We start from the raw sequence: 21,443 nt of genomic DNA, 5'->3' as shown, positions 1-21,443 counted from the left end.
TTTTCAACCGATCAACGCTCAAGGTAGCCGTGCATGCAGCCACTTTTTTCCGCTAAAAGCCTGACCGCCCTGTGCCTGGCCGGGTGCGCCGCGCTGGCCGCCAGCCTCGCCCAGGCCGACGCCACCCTGGACAAAATCCAGCAGCGCCACGCCATCAGCGTCGGGGTGATTCTCAGTGGCCCGCCGTTCGGCACCATTGACCCGAAGACCGGCGAGCACCTGGGTTACAACGTCGAATTGGCCAAGGGCATCGGCAAGGCACTCGGGGTCGAGGCCAACACAGTTTCAGTGCTGGCGCCGAACCGCGTGCAGTTCCTGCAACAGGGCAAGGTCGACATCCTGATCGCCAACATGCAGTACGCCGACGAGCGCGCCGAGATTCTCGACTACGTGCCCACGCCTTATGAAGAAGTCGGCGGCGCCGCACTGATTCGCAAAGGCGCGGGCATCACCCAGTGGGCCGACCTGAAGGGCAAACCGGTGTGCGTGTCCCAGGGCAGCAACTTCATCAAGCCGTTGCAGGAAACCTACGGCGCCGAGATCAAGGCGTTCCGCAGCCAGTCCGAATCGCTATTGTCGCTGCGCGGTAATGGTTGCGTGGCGGCAGTGCATGTCAGCCCGACCATGCATGCGCTGTTGAGCGATGCGGAATGGGCCGGTTATGAAATCCCGTTGCCGGGGGATTTGATCCCGTCGAACTCGGTGATCTGGATTCGCAAAGGCGAGCACGATACCCAGGCCAAACTGGATGCCATCGTCCGCGATTGGCACCGCAGCGGCTGGCTGATCGCGCTGGGTGAACGCACCGGCATGGCGCCGTCCCAGGCCTTGCGCGACCTGCATGAACAGTATCGCAACGCCGCACCATTGGCGGTTCAACCATGAGCCAAGGGTTGTTCGCGACATTGCAGCAATTGCTCGGCGCCCGCCATGTGCAAAGCAGCGAAGAAGCTGCGCCGTACCTGACGGACAAGCAGGGGCGCTACGTCGGGCAGGTGATTGCCGCCGTGCACCCGGCCAACACCGAGGAAGTCGCGGCGGTGGTCCGCGCTTGCGTGGCGAATGACACGCCAATCGTGGTGCAGGGCGGCAACACCGGTTTGATGGGCGGCGCCACCCCGGACGCCAGTGGCCGCGCCGTGTTGCTGTTGCTCGATCGCTTGAATCGCGTACGCAACGTGGATACGGATAACGACACCCTGACCGTCGAGGCCGGCTGCATTCTGCAAACCGTGCAGGACGTGGCGCGTAATGCCGGGCGCCTGTTTCCGCTGAGCCTCGGTGCCGAAGGCAGTTGCACGATTGGCGGTAATCTCGGCACCAACGCCGGCGGCACAGCTGTGCTGCGTTATGGCAACACTCGCGAACTGACTCTCGGCCTGGAAGTGGTCACCGCCCAAGGTGAAATCTGGAATGGCCTGCGCGGTTTGCGCAAGGACAACACCGGCTACGACCTGCGCGACCTGTTTATCGGCAGCGAAGGCACCCTCGGCATTATCACCGCCGCGACCCTGAAACTCTTTCCACTGCCCAAGGCCCAGGCCACCGCGTTGTTGGCTTTCGACTCGCTGGCTCAAGCCGTGAAATTCCTGTCCCATGCCCGCGCTGGTTTCGGCGCTAGCCTGACCGCGTTCGAATTGCTCAGCGCCGATTGCCTGGCGTTGTTGCGCGAACAATTCCCCCAAGGCCCACAACCGTTTCTCGGCGCGCTGCAGCCGTGGTTTGCGCTGCTGGAATTGTCCGATAACCACAGCGAAAGCCATGCCCGCGAAGCTTTTGAAACGGTGCTGGGTGAAGCCTTCGAGCGGGAACTGCTGGCCAACGCGTTGATCGCTGAAAGCCTGGCCCAGAGCGAAGGCTTGTGGTTGCTACGGGAAAACATGAGCGAGGCGCAGAAGCGTGCCGGTCGCAACATGAAGCACGACATCTCGGTGCCGATTTCCCAGGTCGTGGCGTTTGTCGCGCACACCGATGCGCTGCTGCAACAGCACTTTCCCGGCGTGCGGCATTTCACCTTCGGTCATTTGGGCGACGGTAATCTGCACTACAACGTCGCGCATCCGCTGGATTCGACGGTCGAGGCGCACATGGCCAACTACGCGGCGCTCAGCGAGCTGGTGCACGACAGCGCCCACGCCCATGGCGGTTCGATCAGTGCCGAACACGGCATCGGTCAGCGCAAGGTCGGTTTGCTGGATCGCTACAAAAGCCCGGTGGAGCTGGACCTGATGCGCCGCATCAAGCACGCGCTGGACCCGAAAAACCTGCTCAATCCGGGCAAAGTCGTGGAGGTGCTCAAGCCATGAGTGTTCGCCTGTCCAAACGCGTGCAGCGCGTCTCGCTGTCGGCCAACGCGGCGGCCAAATCCCAGGCCACGGCGTTGCGTGAAAGCGGTCGGGACATCCTCGACCTGACCACCGGCGAGCCGGATTTCGATACGCCGGAACACATCAAGCAAGCGGCCTATGCGGCCATCGCGGCGGGCGCCACCAAGTACACGCCGACGCCCGGAGTGAAGGCGTTAAGACTTGCCGTACAACGCAAACTCCAGCGCGAAAACCGGCTGGAATATCCGCCGGAATCCATCGTGATTGCCAACGGCGCGAAACAGATCATCTTCAACGCGTTCGCCGCGACCCTTGATGAAGGCGATGAAGTGCTGGTGCCGACGCCGTACTGGCCGTCGTTCCCGGACAGCGTGCGCATCAATGGCGGCGAGCCGGTGTTTATCGAGTGCGGGTTGGCCCAGGGCTGCAAGCTGACGCCGCAGCAGTTGGAACAACACATCGGCGAACGCACGCGATGGCTGATTCTCAACGGTCCGGGCAATCCGAGTGGCGCGGTGTACAGCGCCGCCGAGTTGCAGGCATTGGCCGAGGTGCTGCGCCGTCATCCGCAGGTGTTGATTCTGCTGGATGAGCTTTACGAACATATTCGCTTTGACGGCCAACAACCGTTGAGTTTGCTTAACGTCGCCCCCGATTTGCAGCCGCGTTGCCTGTTGGTGGGCGGTGTATCCAAGACCTACGCCATGACCGGTTGGCGCATCGGTTTCGGTGCCGGGCCGCAAGTGCTGACCAGTGCCATGGCGGTCGTGCAATCGCAATCGACTTCGGGGGCTTCCTCGGTCGGACAAGCCGCTGCGCTGGCTGCTTTCGATGGCGGGCTGGATTTCCTGCCGGCGCAGGTCGCGGCCTATCAGCAGCGTCGGGACTTGTTGGTGATGGCATTAAAAGCCGTAAACGGTCTGGAAGTGCTCGAACCCAAGGGCGGCTTTTTCGTATTCGTCCGCTGCGAAGGCTTGTTGGGACGTTATCGCCCGGACGGCGGGCGCCTCGACAATGACGCCGATGTCGTCGCGTATTTGCTGGAGGAGGGCGCCGCCGGTGTAGCGGGCAGCGCCTATGGCCTGTCGCCGTGGTTTCGCCTGTCCATCGCCACCGCGACTGAAAGTGTCGCTGAAGCCGGGCGCCGCATCGCCCATGCCTGCGGGCAATTGCGAGGCGCAGCATGAGTCATCTGTTGGAGCTGTTCGTCCACTGGACCGCCGGGTTTGGCCTTAATTACAACTTCCTGCTGGACGCCTATCAACGCGGCACCCTGGAACAAGGCGCACTGACTACCGCGCTGCTGTGCCTGTTCACCATCGTCGGCAGTTTGCTGGCGGGTGTCGGGTTGGCGGCGATGTTGACCTCGGGCAAACCGTGGCTGGCCAAACCGGCGCGGGTGTTTATCGAAGTCACCCGCAACACGCCGACGCTGGTGCAGCTGTATTGCGCGTTCCTGGTCTTGAACATGCTGTTGACCCAAGCCGTCGGCGCGGCGAATCCGCTGACGCCGTTTGCCTGGGTGGTGATTGTGATCTCGCTGCACAAGGGCGCGTTTCACGCTGAAGCCTTGCGCGCGGGTATCGAAGCGGTGCCGGCGGTGACCCTGGAAGCCGCCAGTTCCCTGGCCTTCAGCAGCCGCCAGTTGCTGTGGAATGTGCAACTGCCGCTGGCCCTGCGTTTTGCCTTGCCGTCGCTGATCAACAACCTGATCGACCTGGTGAAGATGACCGCCGTGGCCTCGGCGATCGCCGTGGGCGACATCACCTATGCGGCGATCATGATCTGGACCCAAAGCGACAACGTGCTGGAGCTGATGATTCTGATCCTGAGCTTTTTCGGCCTGCTGAGTTTTATCGTCAATTGCGTGGGGCGCCTGCTCGAAGCGCGCCTGAGGATGCCCGGCTATGGCCATTGAATCGTCCGTCAGCGCACCGCTGGCCTGGCCGCGCCGGCATGTCGGCAAGTTGCTGTTGTTGGCTGGCGCGGTGCTGTTCCTGCTGTATTTCGCGCCGCAAAGTCCGGTGTTCAAGGCGTTGCTGCAATGGTCGCCGGCATTGGCGGTGGGCTTTGGCCAGAACATTCTGATCAGCCTGGTGGCGATTGGTTTGGGCTCGGTGCTCGGATTATTAGTGGGTGCGTTGGCGGTGTCACCGCTGCGCCTGTTGCGCTTGCCGGCGCAGATCTGGGTGCAGATTTTCCGCAACGCGCCGTGGCTGGTGTTGATCTATTTCACCACCTACGTGTTCCCGTTCGAGATCAAGCTCGGCAGCACCTATGTCTCGTTCCCTGACTGGGTCAAGGTCACCATCGGCCTGGCCTTGCCGGCGAGTGCCAACGTCGCGGAAATATTCCGTGGCGCCATCGCTTCGATCCCCAGCACCCAATGGGAAGCCGCGCGTTCCCTGGCCTTCACCCGTGGGCAGATTTTCCGTTCGATCATCCTGCCGCAGTGCTTCAAACGCATGTTGCCGCCGTGGATGAACCTTTACGCGGTGATCACCATGGGCACCGCACTGGCCTCGCTGGTGGGCGTGCATGACGTGATCGACACCGCACAGATCGCCAGCAACACCGTGAACATGACCGGTTTCACCGTGGTGATTTACCTGAGTTTGCTGGTGCTGTTCTTTGCCTATTGCTACCCGATTTCCCGACTGACCCAACGCCTGGAGCGACGTTATGCCTTCTATTGAAACCGTCGCCGAGCCCCTGGTCAGCCTGTGTGACCTGCACCTGTCGTTCGGCGCCAACCCCGTGCTCAAGGGCATCGACCTCGACGTGCATCGCGGTCAGGCCGTGTCGATTATCGGCCCGTCCGGTTCCGGCAAGTCGACGATCCTGCGCTGCATCACCGGCCTGTTGCAGCCCCAGCGCGGCAGCATTCGCGTCGGCAGCACCGAAGTGCACACGTTGGCCAAGGAAGCCCAGCGCATCGAATTGCGCAAACGCGTGGGTTTTGTGTTCCAGCAATACAACCTGTTCCCGCATTTGTCGGTGCTGGAAAACCTGGTGATCGCCCCGCGCAAAGTGTTGGGCCGCAGCCGCGCCGAGGCCGAGAAAGAGGCTCGGGCGCTGCTGGCCAAAGTGCGCATGGAACACAAGGCTGATGCCTATCCGGGCCAGTTGTCCGGCGGCCAGCAGCAACGGGTGGCGATTGCTCGCGCACTGGCGATGCGCCCGGAACTGATCCTGTTTGATGAAGTGACCTCGGCCCTCGACCCGGAAACCGTCGGCGAGGTGCTGACGGTGATTCGCGAGCTGACCGAAGAAGGCATGACCTGCGTGCTGGTGACCCATGAAATGCGCTTCGCCGAGGAAATCAGCGACATCGTCTACTTCACCGAAAACGGCGTGATCGTCGAACACGGCAGCGCCGCGCAAATCTTCCAGCACCCGAGCAGCGAGCGCACCCAGGAATTCCTGCGCCACGCCTTGGGTGATCCGGGCCGTCGCCCGGCGAATTCCAATGATCCGTACCTGTTGACCAACCTGAGCCGCTACAGCCTGTCTGTGTAACGAGGAGACAATTCATGAGTACCGATAACCGTGCCGTCGTCATCGAGGATTTCCTCAAGAAAATCCGTGTGATCAATCAACGGGGCGTCGACCGCGCCGCGTTGGTGGAGATTGTCGCCTTGCTCGAAACCCTGGCCGAGCGCCGCGACTTGTTCAACTTCGACGCGTTCCCGGCGCCCGTGCCGGGGCAGGGCAGTACCGCTTTCCGCTACCGCCTCAACGACGATGGCGACACGCCGACGCTGTACTTGAACTCGTTGTTGCCGGGCAAAAGCACCATCGCGCACAACCACGAAACCTGGGCGATCATAAGCGCCGTCGAAGGCCAGGAAATCAACTACGTCTACGGGCGCAGTGATGAAGGTCGCGAGCCGGGGTTCACCACCCTGCACCTGGAAAAAGAAGTGATCGTGCAACCCGGTACGTCGATCTCGTTCCTGGGCGAAGACCTGCACGGGATTCGCGTCGAAGGCGAGCAGGCGACCCTGCATTTCCACCTTTACGGCTTGCCGCTGGAGTCCCTCAACGGTCGCTACGGCGTCGAAGCCGACGGGCGGATTCTCAACTACAACGCCTCGCAAATGGCGCCGTCGATCAAGGCCTACGCATGATCGATTTGTATTACTGGCCGACCGGCAACGGGCTGAAGATCGGCATCCTGCTTGAAGAGCTCGGGCTGGAATACCGCGTGGTGCCGGTCAACATCCGTACCGGCGAGCAGAAGCAACCGGCGTTCCAGCGCATCAGCGCCAACGGGCGGATTCCGGCGATTGTCGATCATGCGCCTGAGGCACTGGACGCACCGCTGAGCCTGTTTGAGTCCGGGGCGATCCTCAATTATCTGGCGGACAAGGCCGGGCGTTTTCTGCCGCCAATCGGGACGGCCGAACGGCAGAAGGTTCAGGAATGGCTGTTCTGGCAGGTCGGGCATGTCACGCCGTACCTGAGCCAGTTGCAGCTGTTCAAGGAGAAGGCGCCGGAACCGATCCCGTTCGCCCTTGACCTGCTGAATGCCGAGGCGACGCGGCTGTATCGGGTGCTGGAAACACGCCTGTCCGAACTGCCGTATGTGGCGGGCGAGTACTCCATTGCCGACATGGCGATCTTCCCGTGGATTCAGCCGCAGCGACAGGGCCAGGATTTGGCGGACTTCCCGCAAATCCACGCCTGGCGCGAACGCCTCAAGGCGCGGCCGGCGATCCAGCGCGCCTATGCCAAGGGCCGCGACATCGCCGCCAACGAGCGCTCCCTCGCGCTTCAATAACTTCTATTTTCAAGCGGGACTTCCATGAGCCAGACCGTAACCCCAGGGCAACTGCAGCAGTGGCTGTTCGACGGGCAGGAAATTGCCCTGTTCGACGTGCGTGAGCATGGCCAATATGGCGAAGCCCATCTGTTTTTCGGCGTGAATTTGCCCTATAGCCGCCTGGAGCTGGAGGCCCGGCGTCTGGCGCCGAATCCTCAAGTACGGCTGGTGATTTACGACCAGGACGGTGGCGATGTTGCGGCGCGTGCCGCCCGACGTTTGCAGGCGCTGGGCTATGGCCGCGTGCATATCCTTGCGGGTGGTGCCGATGGCTGGCAGGCCGCCGGTTTCCAGTTGTTTGCCGGGGTGCATGTACCGTCCAAGGCGTTTGGCGAGTTGGTGGAGGAGGCGAGCCATACGCCCCACGTTACTGCCACGCAGTTGGCCGAATGGCAGGCGCGAGGCGAGCCGTTGGTGGTGCTCGACGGTCGGCCGTTCGATGAATACCGCAAGATGACCATTCCCGGTTCGGTGTGCTGCCCGAATGGCGAGTTGGGCTATCGCGTCCACGATCTGGTGCCGGACGAGAGCACGCCGATTGTGGTCAATTGCGCCGGTCGGACCCGCAGCATTATTGGCGCGCAGACGCTGATCAACCTGGGCGTGAAGAATCCGGTTTATGCCTTGGAGAACGGCACGCAGGGTTGGTATCTGGAAGATTTTCAGCTGGAGCATGGCAGCATGCGGCGTTACGCCGATGAAGTGTCAGCCGATGCTTTGCCAAGGCAACGCTTGGCCGCTGCGCAACTGGCGGAAAAGGCTGGGGTGAAAACCGTTGGCGCCGCGCAAGTTGAACAGTGGGCGAAAGAGAGCGGACGCAGCCTGTTTCTGTGCGACGTGCGCACCGCCGAGGAATTCGCCGCCGGCACTCTGCCGGGCGCGCAACACACGCCGGGCGGGCAGTTGATTCAATCCACCGATTTGTACATTGGTGTGCGCAAGGCGCGACTGGTGCTGATCGACAGCGATGGCGTGCGCGCACCGATTGTCGCCAGTTGGCTGCGACAGTTGGGGCATGAGGCGTATGTGCTTGAGGGCGGCGCCGCCAGCGCTCTGGCATTGCCGGCGCTTGAAGTCGCAGCGCCTGAAGCATTGCCATTGATCACAGCACAGGCGCTGGCTGACGCGTTGAAGGACGACGCAGTCGCGTTGATCGATCTGCGCCCGAGCATGGTGTATCGCAAAGGTCATATCGCCGGGGCGCGTTGGTCGATCCGTTCGTTGCTGGCGGCCGAGGTCGCCGGAGAGCAACGGCCATTGGTGCTGCTGGCCGACGATCCACGGTTGGCGGCGTTCGCGGCGCTGGAGTTCCCCGAACATCAGCGCCAGCAAACCCGGTTCGCCGGGAATGTGGCGGGTCTTGAGCTGCAAGAAACGCCCAACACACCGCCCGACGAGCAATGCATCGATTTCCTGTTCTTCACCCACGACCGTCACTCTGGCAACAAGGACGCAGCGCGGCAGTACCTGGCCTGGGAAATCGGTTTGCTGGCGCAAATGAGCAAAGAGGAAATCGCCAGCCTCAAGCCGCTGAAGGTTTCCAGCGGTGACCGGGTCCGTACCCAACTGATTCATTCCGCGCGTACTGAAAAGGGCAATGGCGGTCGTGCCGTCAACGTCCCGGTCACGCGCTTAAGCACGGTGCTGTTCGACAACCTCGCCCAAATGCGCGACGCCCGTTCCCGCCGCGACCACGAACGCGTCCTGAGCTACGGCGCACGCGGCAATCCGACAGCGTTCGCCCTGGAAGACCTGGTCACGGAGCTTGAGGGTGGCTATCGCACGCGCTTGTTCGGCACCGGACTGGCAGCCGTCGCGCAAACATTCCTGGCCTATCTGCGACCCGGCGATCATGTGCTGATCACCGACGCCGTGTATTCGCCCGTGCGGCGCCTGGCCCGAGAGTTTCTTCAACCGTTTGGTATTGAAGTCAGCTACTTCGCCCCCGACGGCAGCGATCTATCCACGAAGCTGCAAGCCAACACGAAAATGGTTTACACCGAAGTGCCCGGTTCGTTGCTGTACGAACTCTGTGACCTGCCGGCCATCGCCGCCCTGTGCAAACCGCGGGGCATCCTGCTGGCCGTGGACAACACCTGGGGCTCGGGCTACCTGTACCGGCCGCTGACGTTGGGCGCGGACATCTCGATCATGGCGCTGACCAAGTACCTGTGCGGCCATAGCGATGTGGTCATGGGCAGTGTCTGCACCCGGGAAGAGGTGTGGCAACCCTTGGCGGCGATGAGCGACACCTTCGGCAACGCCGTCAGCCCCGACGACGCTTATCTGGTGCTGCGTGGCGCCCGAACCCTGGCGCCACGCCTGGAAGTCCACGAACGCCAGGCCCTGGAAATCGCCCATTGGCTACAGGCTCAACCGCAGGTGAAGCGAGTGTTCCATCCCGCGTTGCCCGATCGCCCAGGCCATGCCCTGTGGCAGCGCGACTTCAAGGGCAGCAACGGCTTGCTTTCGTTCGAGCTGCACGACGCTGACGAGGGCTATGTCGAGCGCTTTATCGATGCGCTGCACGTGTTTGGGCTGGGCGCTTCCTGGGGCGGTTATGAAAGCCTGGTCACGGTCGCCGAACTCAAGGAGCGCAATAGCGCAGAGGATCGCGCACTCAATCCAGTGCTGCGATTGCATATCGGGCTGGAGGATGTCGAGGCGTTGATCGAGGATCTGGAGCGGGGATTCGCTGCAGCGACGGGAGGTTGAAGCCTCTCTGGCAGCGAATCGGTGATGGGTGACAGTTACCAGAATTTGTCGCGTTTAACCGGACCGGCGTTGCGTCGTTCCGGGCCGGCGGGATTGCCGGTGTCCACGAGTCTTCGCTCTACCAGCACATTCTGCAATGCCTGGCGGGCGACCGGGTCCAGTTGATCTTCGCGCTCCTTGAGTTCCAGCAGGATCGGGCTGGACCAGGTGCGATAGGTTTGCTCGGCAATACGAACGGGGGTCATCTATCTCTCCTTGACTAGGCGCCTGCAATAAAGTGGGCGCTGTTCGATGAGGTAGAAACACTAGTTGAGGAAACGCGTTGTTGCCAGCCATCGGTGCTGGTAAATCCCTTGCAGACGGCTGCCCGGCGGACTGTTTTATTTTCCTTGGCGGCAGCTATTTGCAGAGGGCTTGTCGCACGCTCAACGTCGAATCAAAAGGCGTGCGACAAGTGACACCCGATCAGGCGCAGGCCTGGCCGAGGTGATTGTCTTGAGCTCCGGCGATTAGATGCAGTGGGATGTGTTGTTGCGCATCGATGCCGGGGACTTCGAAACTGCCCACTATCTGAAGCTGTCGCTCACTCAGCCCGGTCGACTCTTCTTCCTTTGCCTTAGCCATTCTCGCGTGGTTCATTGCGATTTCATTGAGAGTTGACACGTTACTTCTCCGGTACTGACCAAGCGTATTGATGTGAGTGCTGCCGCGTCAGAAATATGTCGTTCTGTGGCCGCTACGACCGGCGTTTGCAAACCCCAAGCCAAGATTTGGTCGCGCCTCGCGCCAGGTTTTCATTGGCGACGAATGGTGATGCAAAGGGTCTGTTACGCGACACCGACCGTCAGACTCCTTGAATTAACGGCAATGGCCGGACTCCATCATTCGAGGGGCAATTGTTCCTCAATGGCGGTGAACCCCGCGCCGAGGCAAGTTAATGACATCATTCGAAGACTTCAGGGCCCAATCGCAAGAGCTTCTGACAGAACTTGATGCCGCAACGATGGGGATGATGACGTTGGTAACATCAAAATGTGTTTCAGGGCCGGAATGGGACGCGGCCACGAAAAGGCAACACGATGCCTATGAACGCTGGAACGCCTTCCTTAATATCCCTGGCTAGCACCCGCAGCGCGGGCTTGTTGCCGTTAGGGCGTAAAATGGCCATGCACTTCATCAAGAGGAGCCGCACATGGACGCCGACCTAGTAAACAAGCAAGCAACGCAAATCAGAGTCTGGGACCAGTACTTCTGCGCGGCGCTGATTGCCGAGAGCAATTTGACCGCACCGGTTGTAGGCGTGGCCACTCACCAAGACAGGCAAAACCTGTTGGTTGAACGGGCCAAGGCACTCGCCGACAAGATGATGGAAAACAGAAAATAACCAGAGCCCAGCCACCGCGCTGGGCTTTTCATATCTGGCGGATGCCGGTGATCGCAAGCCATGAATTTTTTACCAGATCCGCGCTCAATGATCCTGAACCATTTATTTCTCGGTGGCGGTAGCGCCAATGGAGCAGACGCAATGACATCAGTCGACGAATTCAGGCTCAAATCCCACGCACTGTTGGCGGATCTAGATGCTGCAACAACGGAAATGATGAGGCTGATTTCATGTCGATCGATGTCAGGGCCGGAGTGGGAGGAGGCCGTCAAACGCCAGCACGACGCTTATGTGCACTGGAATGCGTTTATCAATAGTCGCGACGGGGATGATCCGCTTGGTGCTTGAACGGGCACAGGCGTGCAGATGAGGTGATGACTTTACGTTGTCGCCAACTATCTATTGCATTGCCTCATTGCGCTGGCTGGAGGAGTTCAGCGCCCTGATTTCGCACATTACCCACGGCCATATCGACCTTGAACCATTCGAAGGCCTCGGACGGCTCGCCCTCGACCAGCCCCATCTGCTCGGCACGCTCCTTGGGCGTGGCCGGGGCCAGCCATTCCCGGGCCAGTTCCGGTGAAAGTGTCACGGGGCGGCGATCGTGAATGTCCACCATGCCGCCAACGCTGTCGGCGGTGATGATCACAAAGCCGTCATGCTCATCCGGTTCATGTTCGTACCGCGGGTACTGTCCAATCGCGGCGCACAGGATCGGCGCGCGATCCTTGCGGCGGATGAGGTAGGGCTGTTTATTCGGGCCGCCCTCATAAACCCACTCAAACCAATTGTCGATCGCGATGATCGCCCGGTGCGGCCAGATCGCTTTGAAGAATGGGCCATGGGCGACTTTCTCGACGCGAGCGTTAATCGGCACGGCGTGATCCTTCGCCCAGTGGGGCCGCCATCCCCAGCGCACCCTGTCGACGTGCAGCACTTCACCTTCCTGATGGAAAAGGGCGAGCTGGGTGGTCGGCGCGGCGTTGTAGTATTCAAGCGGCTGGTCGCCGACGGTATTGATCAGGGCGTTGGGTATGCTCAGCGTCGCGACGAAGTCGTGAATGCCCCGGTACTGGGAAAGTCGTCCGCACATGATCCGGTCCTCCACCTGTACATTGAGCGTAGACCAAGGCTCCGGGACTTAATCAGGAGGGCAGTCGCCGGCACGCTCTGGCGCGCAGATTGCTTGTGTTTGGTACCTGCGCTTTTCTGTCCTGGCTCGATACACTCCAAAGCACCCTTCGCCGCGAGCTCAGCCTCCGGCGCAGGAATCACGAACCTGTTTGATCATCGATAGAGTAATACAACCTTTAATGAGCATTTCTACGGCTGAAACGGATGGTAATTGGCATCCGGTCATTGCGCTGGCGTTGGCTGCGTTTGTATTCAACACCACCGAATTCGTGCCTGTGGGCCTGTTGAGTTCGATCGGCAGCAGCTTTGACATGTCATCGGCGCAAGTCGGGCTGATGCTGACCATCTATGCGTGGGTGGTATCGCTGACCTCGCTTCCGGTCATGCTGCTGACCCGCAACATCGAGCGGCGCAAGCTGTTGATCGTCCTGTTTGGAATGTTCATCGTCAGTCACGTCCTGTCGAGTCTGGCCACAAGCTTCGGGATATTGCTGCTCAGCCGGATCGGCGTGGCACTGTCGCATGCGCTGTTCTGGTCCATCACGGCGTCTCTGGCTGTGCGCCTGGCGCCACCGGGCAAGCAAGTGCAGGCCTTGGGGTTGTTGGCAACCGGTACTTCCCTGGCGATGGTGCTGGGTATTCCGCTTGGCAGGTTGTTGGGCGAGGCGATGGGCTGGCGCACCACGTTTATCGTGATCGCGGTGCTGGCTGCTGCGCTAGTGTTCTGGCTGGCCAAGGTCCTGCCGTTGTTGCCCAGTCAGAACTCGGGCTCTCTCAGAAGCCTGCCCCTGTTGTTCAAGCGACCAGCGTTGGTATCAATCTATGTTCTGACGGCATTGGTGGTGACGGCGCAGTTCACCGCCTACAGCTACATCGAGCCCTTCGTTCAGGTGGTGGCCGGTCTGAGTGGCGACGTGGTGACGTTCATTCTGCTGTTGTTTGGGGGGGCCGGCATTTTCGGCTCGCTGCTTTTCAGCTGGTTGCACCGATATAGCCCGCAGCGCTTTTTGATCGTGACCGTGGTGTTGCTCTCGTTGTGCCTGGCGTTGCTGTTGCCTTTGAGCGGCAAGGTCTCGTATCTGGGGACGCTGAGTCTGTTCTGGGGAATGGCGATCATGGGCTTTGGGCTGGCGCTGCAATCAAAGGTCCTGGTACTGGCGCCGGACGCGACCGATGTGGCGATGGCGCTGTTTTCGGGAATCTATAACGTGGGCATTGGCGCCGGTGCCCTGCTGGGAAGTTGGGTCGGCGGCCACTTCGGGTTCGCCTATATCGGAGTGGTTGGCGGCATGCTGGCGGCGATGGCGCTGCTTCTTTACTGCGTGTCGATCTTTCACTTTATGAAGCGCGGAAGTCCTGTCTGATAGCTTGGGCTACGCATTCACGATGACCCACATTGACAAAGCCCTGACTGTTCAGGGCTTTGTGAATAATCAAAAAATTATAAACCTGGCTTCAAGTTCCCTGGCAGAGGGTACTTGAAGTAAGAGGCTTTAGTCTCTTACGTCGATTTACTGTGCCGTCGTTTGTACGGCGATGCTCATGACACCCCCTACAGCTGGTGTGACCACCCGATATTCTATGGTGATATTCGTAGCGTCCACCACAGAACAGCGCATGAAGCCAAGATCCAGTGTTTTTACCGTTAACCCTGTCAGTGACGGTTTAACGTCTTGGCGCTTGGGCGTATAAAGCAGGCCGTGAGGAATCACCAAGGTTTTAACCCCGGCAGTGTCCAGGTCGCCGGCCAGGGTTGACTGCTCTTTAGAAAGATTGGTTGATTTGGTGCCGCCACTCAAACCCGTTCCTTCGATATTAAAACGGTCCGAGTTAGCCATTGGTGCATTACCTGTTGTATAGGCACCCGACGACGGAGATATGTCCAGGTTGATCCGGTTTCTGCCTCCGTGTGAGTCCACTGGTGTGGTGTATTCAAAACCTGACACCAGTGTGTTCGCAACCCAGCCACGAATTCTATTACGGCTTGAGGTCACTTTCAGGCCAGTCTTGGTCCCACGAATAAATAGATCTGCAATGGCTGTACCTACGCCAGTGACAAGAACACCATTGGAAAATGCAGCGGCTTCAGAGTTATCGTAAATCTGCATAACACCGACGCTGTTAAAGTCCCCGGTGATCTTCGCGATCCAGGCGTCCGGCGTGGCTGTAGATCCTGCTGCGCGAGCGAGACCTCGCCACACTCCAATCATGTTGCGAGAGCCCGAAATTGTAACCATGTCGCCACCTTGACCACCGAAGTATTGGTTAAGGTTTGAAATCAAACACGACCCTGCATTAATTTCTAATGCCCCACCGTCCACCGTAATCTGGCCAAACGAGCCATTGGTGCCGATATAGATGTTCTTACGCTTGCGACCGCTTGCACTTGTCCAGCTCATATCGCCTTGGAAACAATGCAAAATTGTGCAGTAAGTGGGTGCCCCGTTGTACGTCCCATCGAGAACTTCGCTGAAGTAGTTCCAGCCTTCGTTCCGCATGCCCGTAATATTGTCCATGTGGACATTGTGCGGTCCACGGTTGATCCAGCCGTCTCCGTTATTGTCCCGGACAACTAAGTCGCGAACAAAGCCTTCTTCTTGATCGGCCACCGAAGCATTGCTGGAGACATTCGTTGCGTACTCAGTGTATAGGCCGCCGCTAGCACCCCAGCCGATAACAACGTGATCTATGATCGTATAGGCGCCATAGAAGCAGCATGCTCGGCCGATACTGTTGTTTTCTCTATTGCCATTGACCTGGACGTTTCTTAATCCGAACCAGGATGGCACCCGGTTATCTGTCGCGACTGGAAAACCCTTGCCAGTCAACGCCGCGAAGTTTTCTGACGTTACAAAGTCTACGTTTGACCCCGCTTGCTGCAGCAGGATTGATACCAAGGGGTTATCGCCCTGGATAATGACTCCCCTTGGAATTACCACGGTGCTCGCTACGTAAGTTCGAGCCCCAAGCAGTACGGTTCCGCCTAGTGAGCCGAGAGCAGCAACGGCATTTGCCAAACCCTCTGTGTTGTCGACAAGTCCAGGTAGGCAGTAGTCATCCGCGTGGACACTGCGCCGCAGCGCCGACTCCACCGTGGAAAGTACTGAGCTTGCGCCGCGAGGTACAAAAGGAATAAGTGCAGATCCCTGGTTGGGATCAATCAGGCCTTTTACATGCGGAATAACTTCATCCAGTTGAGTCCATTCACCGATAGTCATATTTACCTCAAGTTTTGTTGGTCCCACATACATGGGGGTTATCAGGCTCATTCGACTGAATGGCCATGTTGAAGAAGCAGCCTTTTTCAGGCTGTCAGAATGCGTAGATGAGCCGCTGGGGGCTCTACGACAGTCGCCGCCCTTAGTGACCGGCTAACGCCAGCGCTTTCAAGGGCGCATGTATTGCGGTCACGATGCTGTTTGTATATACAGTAGTCGAGGCGAGCATGATCGGGCAAGGGGGAGTTAAAACTTTAATGTCGAATGATATCGATATGATGGCGATTCGGTGGTTTCGTCTCGACAAACTTCACTCAGGCGCCATCAGCACCGCCAGCGTCAGCTTGATGAATTCTTCGTTCTTGTCGAGGGCGTCCATGGCGCTACGCACGTTGTCGGCGACATCGGCTGCGCCGCTGGCTTGCGCCCAATTCGCAAGCTCCAGGATGGCCGCTTCAAGGGCGAGCTGGTTTTCGTTGATCTTGTACAGCAGGGAAGGGAGCAGGTCTGAATGTGGCATCGCGAATCCTCAGTCGTAAGGTCAGCGTAGCATCGTGTTGCGTGAAGGATATTTAACGATCGGCAGGACGCCGGAGAAGGGGGACACGGACGAGTTATGGAGCACATGTCGGTCGGCGATGATTTCACTAAGTCCCGGAAACGAGAAAGCCCCGAATAATCAGGGCTTTTCGTTACAAACGCTAGATCAGCGCTACCAGGTCATCATTGGCCTTGAGTGCACGCTGCTGAACGTCGCTGAACAGGGACGCATGGTCGGCGGCAAGCTCAGCCAGGCCAGTGATTGGTTGATTCGAATATCACGAGTCACATCCAATCAGAACAACATAATGGCCGACACTATGCTCACCAGGAAGCCCGGACGAGTAGTTGATTCAGTTCGCCCCTAATTTAAATTTTATGTTATTGGACGGCCACCACGACCACGATGGCGGCGGTGTATAGCAGCCAGGCTGGTTGGCCGGGGTCGCATCGCAGCGGACGGTGTAGCCTTTGTTGTTGAGTTCCCTTGCGCCTTCGCCGGTACCGCGCTCACTGTATGAGGAGCAACCGCCGAGCAAAGCTGCAATCAAAAAAATCGTTGTGTACTTCATAAATGCCTCCATGCGTGGAGCACATAGCTTACCCATTGAATCGCGCCGAGTGCGGGCTTTTTTTCGCCTGGAGAAAAGTGGTGAGTGCAGCGGATAAAGACCGCGACATTTTCACTTGCACACAGTGGGGCGAGGCAAATCGTCGGCCGGTCTAGTGACCGTGGTCTGGACCATTCGATACCGAGTGGACGATGGCAAGGACAAGTCGTGGTGGGTGAGGGCTATGCCGGCGTGTGCAAAGCCAAGTCAGCTAGCAGGCGAAATCCGCTGATAGGAAGCTAGAGAGCATCCGTCATCAAGCTATTTTCAATATGCCTCACCTTCATCGCCTTCAACATTGGCTGCGAGTGCTTTCGCAATTTCCTTGGCCTTTATGATTGCAGCATCGCTGTAGACGAAGGAAATCATCCCCCTGCGATAACCAAAGAGATACTGTTGCTGTGTTAGTGAAGACGTCCAAATTGCTGAATTTTTCCCGCTGGAAACAATGGTTTCACCGGTGACGGGATTTCTGCGAGCCAACTCGTTTTCTAGCTTCATTGATGGATCACTTGCGCAAAGTGATTGCCATTCTTCAAGAGCTATTTCCATCGGTCTGACAATATGAATTTCGTAGGCCATAGGTGCCCCAGTTCCTGACTTTTGGCTGTATGTGAAGAGTTTGTGAGACACCTGAATGTCAGTGACGGCTGAGGCTAGCGACTGACGGCAGAGGTGTCCAGTGACTCCTCCTGGCCGATTGCTGCCTGTCGTAAAGGGCTGAAATCGGCCAGAAGCAGACCATGGACACGCAGCTAATACGTCAGTAATGTGCAAAGTAATATGTCGCTTTCCCTCTTCTTGATGCCGCGTTTACAATCTCGATTTTTTGATTGCTCAAGGGATTAAGCATGAACATGGAATGTTATGCCAAAAGTCGTTCGGCACCTAAAAGTTTAATTTAAGGAGCAATAAAGTGGAAATCAAGATTGATATATTGGGTTCTCCAACAGAAAAGGATAAAGGAGTTCTGAATAATAGGTTTTCAGAATATCTTCGAACTCAATATCCAAATCTTCCTCCAGAATCGGAAGATAAAATATTTATGGTGGTTGCACACGATGAAGTAGGCGACTACATCGGTGCAATAAGCTGTAATTGTTACTGGGATGGCTTAGAAATTGACACCTTTTGGGTTAAGGAATCTCATCGCGGTAAAAAAGTAGGATCTATGCTTTTGGAAAAAGCAGAAGTGATTGGTGCCAACAATGGGGCAGTAGTTGCATTCTTAAAAACCGTTGATGCTAAAAAGTTCTATGAGCGGCATGGGTATGAGATTTATGGTGTTCTTGAGGATCGCCCAATCGGGACTAATCTGTATCATTTAAAGAAACGGCTAGTAAAACATGCATAACAACTGGTTCAAATCGTTCACTTCGCTCAATGGGACGGGCTAAAGCCCCCCTTAACCAAATGCTGGTCAGAGTCCGCTATGGGTTGTGGATTATAGCCCTTCGCGACAGGCAGAAATCGGCCAAATGAAGACATTCGCCGAGCCACATGTAAACATCAAGCAAGAGCGGTCCCTCTCCCGGTTGCCGCCAAACAACAAAGCCCAACTCTAGACTGGGATGCAAGATGAGCGTGGATCGCTTACAAAGCGATTCATTGAAAGGATGAGCACGATGAACCGAACCCGTCATATCTTCCTGATGGCCACCTATAACGAGTGGATGAACGCAAAGATTTATGAGGCAGCCAGAAGCCTGTCAGATGAAGAGCTCTCAGTGGATAGGAAAGCATTCTTTGGTTCAATTCTCGGGACGTTGAACCACCTGGTGGCCGGCGACACTGCCTGGCTAAAGCGATTCGCCAAGCACCCAGCTAACTACTTGGCTCTGGGACCGATTCAGCAGCTTCCTGCCCACAAAAGCCTCGACCAGCTGCTGTTCTCGAATATCCGAGAACTTTCGGCACATCGAATGTGGCTCGATCAGAAAATTGTCGAGTGGTCTCGCTCCATTGCAGAGTCGGACCTGGATCACACCCTCAATTACACAAGCATGAAGGGAATACCCGCTGACAGGAGCTTTTATGGTTTGGTCATGCATTTTTTCAACCATCAGACGCACCACCGCGGACAAGTGACTACGTTGCTTTCACAAGCGGGTGTCGACACAGGTGATACGGATCTGGTCGTCCTCATTCCATCCGAGCCTGGCACAGAGTAGAAAAGCCTAGCGCTAGGCCGGGTATTGTCACATTTGATCGGGTCGGCGAAACAGCACAGCCATCCAGGCTGGTTGTCGATCCCGAGTGACGGCAATCGGCTGTGGATTCAACCGGCCGCTCGCGAGCGACCTTTTTCGACCTCAAGTAGCCGTTCGACCTACGCAAGAGTGAACTGGTAAGTTGAATCTGCCCGCTGATGGTAATAGGTCGACTGGATTTTTTTGGAGCTTGATGATGGGTTTCTCCACAACGTTGTGGGAGTGGCACGGCCAAGATGAATACAAGCAAGTTCTTGCGGTGTGCAAGGCGATCCCGGCGCTCGAGTTCCTGGCACTGACCTCGGATTTACAGCAGAGAACCATCCCGGATTGCCCAGCATGTGAAGCTTGGTCAGAGATGATCCTTCCGTTGAACGAGGTTCTTTCGATCTGCGACAGCGCGTTACCAGCGGAAATCAAGGCACGGCTGCAAGATATTTGGGAACTATGCAATAGCCTTACTGAGGCTGCATTCCACTGTCACGATCAACTGATATTTGATCATGACGAGTGGCGACCGATCAGAACGGCCGCTGCAGAGTTGCTGGAGCTAATGGAATCGCTGGAAATCAATCCATTCCTGGATGACTTGCTATTGGATTGCAGAAACGTTGCTCGCGGAATAAAGCGTTGAGTATTTCTGCAATCCTGTGATGGTGTTGAATACTTAGCTGCGGGCCCTAGTGACTGACCGCTTCTGGCCGATTGCTGCCTGTCGTAAAGGGCCGCAATCGACCCATAGCTGCCGGTGAAAGCCGTCAGAAAACGGCCAGAAGAAGTGGCCAATGGATGGCACGAACCTGCTACGCTGAGTCCTCTCAGGAGTGAGAGCTTGCCTTCATCCATAAGTACGTCAGTAGTCTGGTAGAGGTACCATGCATCATATAATCGGCTTATATACCTCGAAAAAAACAGAGCATTTGTGGTCGCTAGACCCAGAAGACCGAATTGTTTTCAGATCTGACTGCTTTCATACGTTTGGGTATTTTTCCCTTATAGCACCTGCTTTTGAACGATATGCACAAAGAGATGCAGGGATAGGCATTGAATCAATGAATGTAATGTTCCGCTTGAGAAATGACGATCTAGCTGACGTATTGGCAATTTTGAACGATCTCGAAACACAGCTCTGTCAGCAACCAAAAAGTTGGCAGGAGTATCTCGGTGAAATCCAACATCCAAGGCAAGATAAGCGGCCAATCAAACCGCTGTTATTCAGACGTCGAGCCGTTCGGATTGTCCAAAGATTGCGAGCGTTAATGCTTAAAGCCCAAGCCCACGATAAATGCTTAGTATATGGAAATGGTGTTTGCTACCGAACACTGTGCGGCACAAAGATGCTGCCCGGTACCGTGTACTCCTAGAGCCGAGCCTACGGTTCAAGCGTTCGCTTCACTCGTCGGGGACGGGATAAACCCCATCCGTTAATCAAACGAAAGGATCCAGCCGAGTGGCTGCTTCTGGCCGATTGCTGCCTGTCGTGAAGGGGGGCAGTCGACCCAAACCAGTCATCTGAATTGCGTTGATTGACATGCATGTCACCCGCCATGCTTAAAATCGTGCCGATGATTTACTGATCTCAGACACAGGCTGATCGGTCGGGTAAGCTGGGAGGTTACGGTCGCACCGCTAGTGGAATCTGACAGGATAAGTGGATTCAGGTGCGTGGGGGATTTTTGTTTACCTTACGAGGCACCATGGACTCTTCTTTTGACGAATTGATCGACAGGGCGATGTATCTGGGCGTACATCAAGTTGCATACCCAATTGATATCTTAGGTACTGCTAGGTTGTTGGCAGAGCACGCATCCGACGATGCGGACTTTGAAAAGATACTTTCACTGGTTTCAGACCCAGAGAACCATTTTACTCGTTGGGCCGCCATACGAGCCATTGTGATCCTGGGGCCTGCATCGGTGGCCAAAGCCCGCGAAACGCTGGGCGTCCGGATGACGCTTGAGGATTTTCCTCTCGCCCGACAAGAACTACACAATGCGCTGGCTTCGACGACAGAGTGATGCGGTCACCCTGAAAACGGGATTAGCTGTCAGCGACTATGCTATATGGGGCCCTTGAGACAATGAGTCTGCGTTTCAGTTATGTTTGGCTGCTGCCACTGCTTGAAAAGTCATATGGGACTATAAAACAGGACCTTTCAGTTGCTGTATCGGCGCTGGGCATAAAAAGCTCGATCCCGGAAGAAATATCGTTGTCCCAGTTGCTTGTAACGGCGCTGGAGTCTGACTCTGAATATTGGTCTCAACTTGCAATAAAATGGCTAGATGATGGGTTTCCTGTTGACCAAAAGCTATCCGAACTATTGCTTCAATGCTCATCTCAGAAAGTTCTTTCACAATCCTTTCGACACAAAGCTTTCAGAATTGCTAGACGTTGGCAAAGAGAAGAGTAACCCTGCCTGAAGGCCAGGTCCTATGTGGTTTTTCAGTCAACTTTTTCCGCTTACTCGACAGGCAGCTTT

At 57.1% G+C, this 21,443-nt stretch carries 24 protein-coding genes; 17 read left to right on the top strand and 7 right to left on the bottom strand.

Going from position 1 to position 21,443, the window contains the following annotated elements:
- Positions 1 to 33: 33 nt before the first annotated feature.
- The 9 genes from ACWIKB_RS23960 to metC are packed head-to-tail and all read left to right on the top strand — an operon-like array spanning position 34 to position 9,867.
- Positions 34 to 885: a transporter substrate-binding domain-containing protein gene (locus ACWIKB_RS23960; protein ID WP_475269793.1), complete on the top strand. Its 852-nt coding sequence runs from the start codon at positions 34 to 36 to the stop codon at positions 883 to 885.
- On the top strand, positions 882 to 2,306 hold the full coding sequence (locus tag ACWIKB_RS23955) for an FAD-binding oxidoreductase (protein WP_475269791.1): 1,425 nt from the start codon (positions 882 to 884) through the stop codon (positions 2,304 to 2,306). Before ACWIKB_RS23960 ends, ACWIKB_RS23955 begins: the two co-directional genes overlap by 4 nt.
- Positions 2,303 to 3,514, top strand: coding sequence for an aminotransferase class I/II-fold pyridoxal phosphate-dependent enzyme (locus ACWIKB_RS23950; RefSeq protein WP_475269790.1), 1,212 nt, complete (start codon positions 2,303 to 2,305; stop codon positions 3,512 to 3,514). The genes ACWIKB_RS23955 and ACWIKB_RS23950 overlap by 4 nt, the downstream gene beginning before the upstream one ends.
- Positions 3,511 to 4,245: an amino acid ABC transporter permease gene (locus ACWIKB_RS23945; protein ID WP_054614482.1), complete on the top strand. Its 735-nt coding sequence runs from the start codon at positions 3,511 to 3,513 to the stop codon at positions 4,243 to 4,245. The genes ACWIKB_RS23950 and ACWIKB_RS23945 overlap by 4 nt, the downstream gene beginning before the upstream one ends.
- Positions 4,235 to 5,023, top strand: coding sequence for an amino acid ABC transporter permease (locus ACWIKB_RS23940; RefSeq protein WP_054050782.1), 789 nt, complete (start codon positions 4,235 to 4,237; stop codon positions 5,021 to 5,023). Before ACWIKB_RS23945 ends, ACWIKB_RS23940 begins: the two co-directional genes overlap by 11 nt.
- The gene (locus ACWIKB_RS23935) at positions 5,010 to 5,846 is read left to right on the top strand and encodes an amino acid ABC transporter ATP-binding protein (protein ID WP_475269789.1); all 837 of its coding nucleotides are present in this window, start codon (positions 5,010 to 5,012) and stop codon (positions 5,844 to 5,846) included. The genes ACWIKB_RS23940 and ACWIKB_RS23935 overlap by 14 nt, the downstream gene beginning before the upstream one ends.
- Positions 5,847 to 5,860: 14 nt before the next feature.
- Positions 5,861 to 6,457 carry a cysteine dioxygenase family protein gene (locus ACWIKB_RS23930; protein WP_054614483.1) on the top strand — a complete coding sequence of 199 codons (597 nt, stop codon included), beginning with the start codon at positions 5,861 to 5,863 and terminating at the stop codon, positions 6,455 to 6,457.
- The gene (locus ACWIKB_RS23925) at positions 6,454 to 7,110 is read left to right on the top strand and encodes a glutathione S-transferase N-terminal domain-containing protein (RefSeq protein ID WP_475269788.1); all 657 of its coding nucleotides are present in this window, start codon (positions 6,454 to 6,456) and stop codon (positions 7,108 to 7,110) included. Before ACWIKB_RS23930 ends, ACWIKB_RS23925 begins: the two co-directional genes overlap by 4 nt.
- A gap of 24 nt (positions 7,111 to 7,134) precedes the next feature.
- On the top strand, positions 7,135 to 9,867 hold the full coding sequence (gene metC / locus ACWIKB_RS23920; protein ID WP_475269787.1) for a cystathionine beta-lyase: 2,733 nt from the start codon (positions 7,135 to 7,137) through the stop codon (positions 9,865 to 9,867).
- Positions 9,868 to 9,902: 35 nt separating this feature from the next.
- Here the strand turns inward: metC and ACWIKB_RS23915 are convergent, their stop codons facing one another.
- A complete protein-coding gene (locus ACWIKB_RS23915; RefSeq protein ID WP_475269785.1) occupies positions 9,903 to 10,112 on the bottom strand; it encodes a hypothetical protein in 210 nt (69 codons plus the stop codon).
- A 220-nt stretch (positions 10,113 to 10,332) separates the two neighbouring features.
- Entirely contained in the window at positions 10,333 to 10,530 is a 198-nt protein-coding gene (locus ACWIKB_RS23910) for a hypothetical protein (RefSeq protein ID WP_475269784.1), read from the bottom strand.
- A 529-nt stretch (positions 10,531 to 11,059) separates the two neighbouring features.
- Here ACWIKB_RS23910 and ACWIKB_RS23905 point away from each other — a divergent pair.
- Together ACWIKB_RS23905 and ACWIKB_RS23900 are read left to right on the top strand one after the other, a co-directional pair.
- Positions 11,060 to 11,251, top strand: coding sequence for a hypothetical protein (locus tag ACWIKB_RS23905; protein WP_475269783.1), 192 nt, complete (start codon positions 11,060 to 11,062; stop codon positions 11,249 to 11,251).
- Positions 11,252 to 11,311: 60 nt separating this feature from the next.
- Positions 11,312 to 11,599 carry a hypothetical protein gene (locus ACWIKB_RS23900; RefSeq protein WP_475269782.1) on the top strand — a complete coding sequence of 96 codons (288 nt, stop codon included), beginning with the start codon at positions 11,312 to 11,314 and terminating at the stop codon, positions 11,597 to 11,599.
- Between the two features lie 64 nt (positions 11,600 to 11,663).
- Here the strand turns inward: ACWIKB_RS23900 and ACWIKB_RS23895 are convergent, their stop codons facing one another.
- Positions 11,664 to 12,344: an SOS response-associated peptidase family protein gene (locus tag ACWIKB_RS23895; RefSeq protein ID WP_475269781.1), complete on the bottom strand. Its 681-nt coding sequence runs from the start codon at positions 12,342 to 12,344 to the stop codon at positions 11,664 to 11,666.
- A 220-nt stretch (positions 12,345 to 12,564) separates the two neighbouring features.
- On the opposite strand from ACWIKB_RS23895, the gene ACWIKB_RS23890 reads away from it, so the two are divergent.
- Positions 12,565 to 13,749 carry a sugar transporter gene (locus tag ACWIKB_RS23890; RefSeq protein WP_475269780.1) on the top strand — a complete coding sequence of 395 codons (1,185 nt, stop codon included), beginning with the start codon at positions 12,565 to 12,567 and terminating at the stop codon, positions 13,747 to 13,749.
- 147 nt (positions 13,750 to 13,896) lie between these two features.
- Here the strand turns inward: ACWIKB_RS23890 and ACWIKB_RS23885 are convergent, their stop codons facing one another.
- The 4 genes from ACWIKB_RS23885 to ACWIKB_RS23870 all read right to left on the bottom strand — a co-directional run bounded on the left by ACWIKB_RS23885 (position 13,897) and on the right by ACWIKB_RS23870 (position 17,336).
- Positions 13,897 to 15,603, bottom strand: a complete 1,707-nt coding sequence (locus ACWIKB_RS23885; protein ID WP_475269779.1) for a hypothetical protein — start codon at positions 15,601 to 15,603, stop codon at positions 13,897 to 13,899.
- Between the two features lie 310 nt (positions 15,604 to 15,913).
- Positions 15,914 to 16,123, bottom strand: a complete 210-nt coding sequence (locus ACWIKB_RS23880; RefSeq protein ID WP_475269778.1) for a hypothetical protein — start codon at positions 16,121 to 16,123, stop codon at positions 15,914 to 15,916.
- Positions 16,124 to 16,496: 373 nt separating this feature from the next.
- Positions 16,497 to 16,715 (bottom strand): hypothetical protein, encoded by a 219-nt coding sequence (locus ACWIKB_RS23875; protein ID WP_475269777.1) that lies wholly within the window; start codon positions 16,713 to 16,715, stop codon positions 16,497 to 16,499.
- A gap of 306 nt (positions 16,716 to 17,021) precedes the next feature.
- A complete protein-coding gene (locus ACWIKB_RS23870; protein WP_475269776.1) occupies positions 17,022 to 17,336 on the bottom strand; it encodes a hypothetical protein in 315 nt (104 codons plus the stop codon).
- A 334-nt stretch (positions 17,337 to 17,670) separates the two neighbouring features.
- Between ACWIKB_RS23870 and ACWIKB_RS23865 the strand changes: the two genes are divergently transcribed.
- The 5 genes from ACWIKB_RS23865 (at position 17,671) to ACWIKB_RS23845 (ending at position 21,374) form a co-directional block, all read left to right on the top strand.
- On the top strand, positions 17,671 to 18,108 hold the full coding sequence (locus tag ACWIKB_RS23865; protein ID WP_475269775.1) for a GNAT family N-acetyltransferase: 438 nt from the start codon (positions 17,671 to 17,673) through the stop codon (positions 18,106 to 18,108).
- Between the two features lie 271 nt (positions 18,109 to 18,379).
- The gene (locus ACWIKB_RS23860) at positions 18,380 to 18,925 is read left to right on the top strand and encodes a DinB family protein (protein WP_475269774.1); all 546 of its coding nucleotides are present in this window, start codon (positions 18,380 to 18,382) and stop codon (positions 18,923 to 18,925) included.
- A 232-nt stretch (positions 18,926 to 19,157) separates the two neighbouring features.
- Positions 19,158 to 19,598 (top strand): hypothetical protein, encoded by a 441-nt coding sequence (locus ACWIKB_RS23855; RefSeq protein ID WP_475269773.1) that lies wholly within the window; start codon positions 19,158 to 19,160, stop codon positions 19,596 to 19,598.
- Between the two features lie 1,063 nt (positions 19,599 to 20,661).
- On the top strand, positions 20,662 to 20,982 hold the full coding sequence (locus ACWIKB_RS23850) for a hypothetical protein (protein ID WP_475269772.1): 321 nt from the start codon (positions 20,662 to 20,664) through the stop codon (positions 20,980 to 20,982).
- A 62-nt stretch (positions 20,983 to 21,044) separates the two neighbouring features.
- Positions 21,045 to 21,374 (top strand): hypothetical protein, encoded by a 330-nt coding sequence (locus tag ACWIKB_RS23845; RefSeq protein ID WP_475269771.1) that lies wholly within the window; start codon positions 21,045 to 21,047, stop codon positions 21,372 to 21,374.
- Positions 21,375 to 21,443 lie beyond the last annotated feature (69 nt).

Source organism: Pseudomonas sp. 5Vm1k (assembly GCF_056161485.1).
This window is presented reverse-complemented; position numbering and strand designations above follow the sequence as displayed.

What these genes read in the sequence shown, in the direction of transcription:
- ACWIKB_RS23875 (WP_475269777.1), bottom strand. Translation starts at nt 16,715, where the DNA reads ATGAAGTACACAACGATTTTTTTGATTGCAGCTTTGCTCGGCGGTTGC.
- ACWIKB_RS23900 (WP_475269782.1), top strand. Translation starts at nt 11,312, where the DNA reads ATGAATTTTTTACCAGATCCGCGCTCAATGATCCTGAACCATTTATTT.
- ACWIKB_RS23955 (WP_475269791.1), top strand. Translation starts at nt 882, where the DNA reads ATGAGCCAAGGGTTGTTCGCGACATTGCAGCAATTGCTCGGCGCCCGC.
- ACWIKB_RS23895 (WP_475269781.1), bottom strand. Translation starts at nt 12,344, where the DNA reads ATGTGCGGACGACTTTCCCAGTACCGGGGCATTCACGACTTCGTCGCG.
- ACWIKB_RS23930 (WP_054614483.1), top strand. Translation starts at nt 5,861, where the DNA reads ATGAGTACCGATAACCGTGCCGTCGTCATCGAGGATTTCCTCAAGAAA.
- ACWIKB_RS23880 (WP_475269778.1), bottom strand. Translation starts at nt 16,123, where the DNA reads ATGCCACATTCAGACCTGCTCCCTTCCCTGCTGTACAAGATCAACGAA.
- ACWIKB_RS23945 (WP_054614482.1), top strand. Translation starts at nt 3,511, where the DNA reads ATGAGTCATCTGTTGGAGCTGTTCGTCCACTGGACCGCCGGGTTTGGC.
- ACWIKB_RS23860 (WP_475269774.1), top strand. Translation starts at nt 18,380, where the DNA reads ATGAACCGAACCCGTCATATCTTCCTGATGGCCACCTATAACGAGTGG.
- ACWIKB_RS23855 (WP_475269773.1), top strand. Translation starts at nt 19,158, where the DNA reads ATGATGGGTTTCTCCACAACGTTGTGGGAGTGGCACGGCCAAGATGAA.
- ACWIKB_RS23935 (WP_475269789.1), top strand. Translation starts at nt 5,010, where the DNA reads ATGCCTTCTATTGAAACCGTCGCCGAGCCCCTGGTCAGCCTGTGTGAC.
- ACWIKB_RS23885 (WP_475269779.1), bottom strand. Translation starts at nt 15,603, where the DNA reads ATGACTATCGGTGAATGGACTCAACTGGATGAAGTTATTCCGCATGTA.
- ACWIKB_RS23915 (WP_475269785.1), bottom strand. Translation starts at nt 10,112, where the DNA reads ATGACCCCCGTTCGTATTGCCGAGCAAACCTATCGCACCTGGTCCAGC.
- ACWIKB_RS23960 (WP_475269793.1), top strand. Translation starts at nt 34, where the DNA reads ATGCAGCCACTTTTTTCCGCTAAAAGCCTGACCGCCCTGTGCCTGGCC.
- ACWIKB_RS23925 (WP_475269788.1), top strand. Translation starts at nt 6,454, where the DNA reads ATGATCGATTTGTATTACTGGCCGACCGGCAACGGGCTGAAGATCGGC.
- ACWIKB_RS23890 (WP_475269780.1), top strand. Translation starts at nt 12,565, where the DNA reads ATGAGCATTTCTACGGCTGAAACGGATGGTAATTGGCATCCGGTCATT.
- ACWIKB_RS23850 (WP_475269772.1), top strand. Translation starts at nt 20,662, where the DNA reads ATGGACTCTTCTTTTGACGAATTGATCGACAGGGCGATGTATCTGGGC.
- ACWIKB_RS23845 (WP_475269771.1), top strand. Translation starts at nt 21,045, where the DNA reads ATGAGTCTGCGTTTCAGTTATGTTTGGCTGCTGCCACTGCTTGAAAAG.
- metC (WP_475269787.1), top strand. Translation starts at nt 7,135, where the DNA reads ATGAGCCAGACCGTAACCCCAGGGCAACTGCAGCAGTGGCTGTTCGAC.
- ACWIKB_RS23870 (WP_475269776.1), bottom strand. Translation starts at nt 17,336, where the DNA reads ATGGCCTACGAAATTCATATTGTCAGACCGATGGAAATAGCTCTTGAA.
- ACWIKB_RS23940 (WP_054050782.1), top strand. Translation starts at nt 4,235, where the DNA reads ATGGCCATTGAATCGTCCGTCAGCGCACCGCTGGCCTGGCCGCGCCGG.
- ACWIKB_RS23905 (WP_475269783.1), top strand. Translation starts at nt 11,060, where the DNA reads ATGGACGCCGACCTAGTAAACAAGCAAGCAACGCAAATCAGAGTCTGG.
- ACWIKB_RS23950 (WP_475269790.1), top strand. Translation starts at nt 2,303, where the DNA reads ATGAGTGTTCGCCTGTCCAAACGCGTGCAGCGCGTCTCGCTGTCGGCC.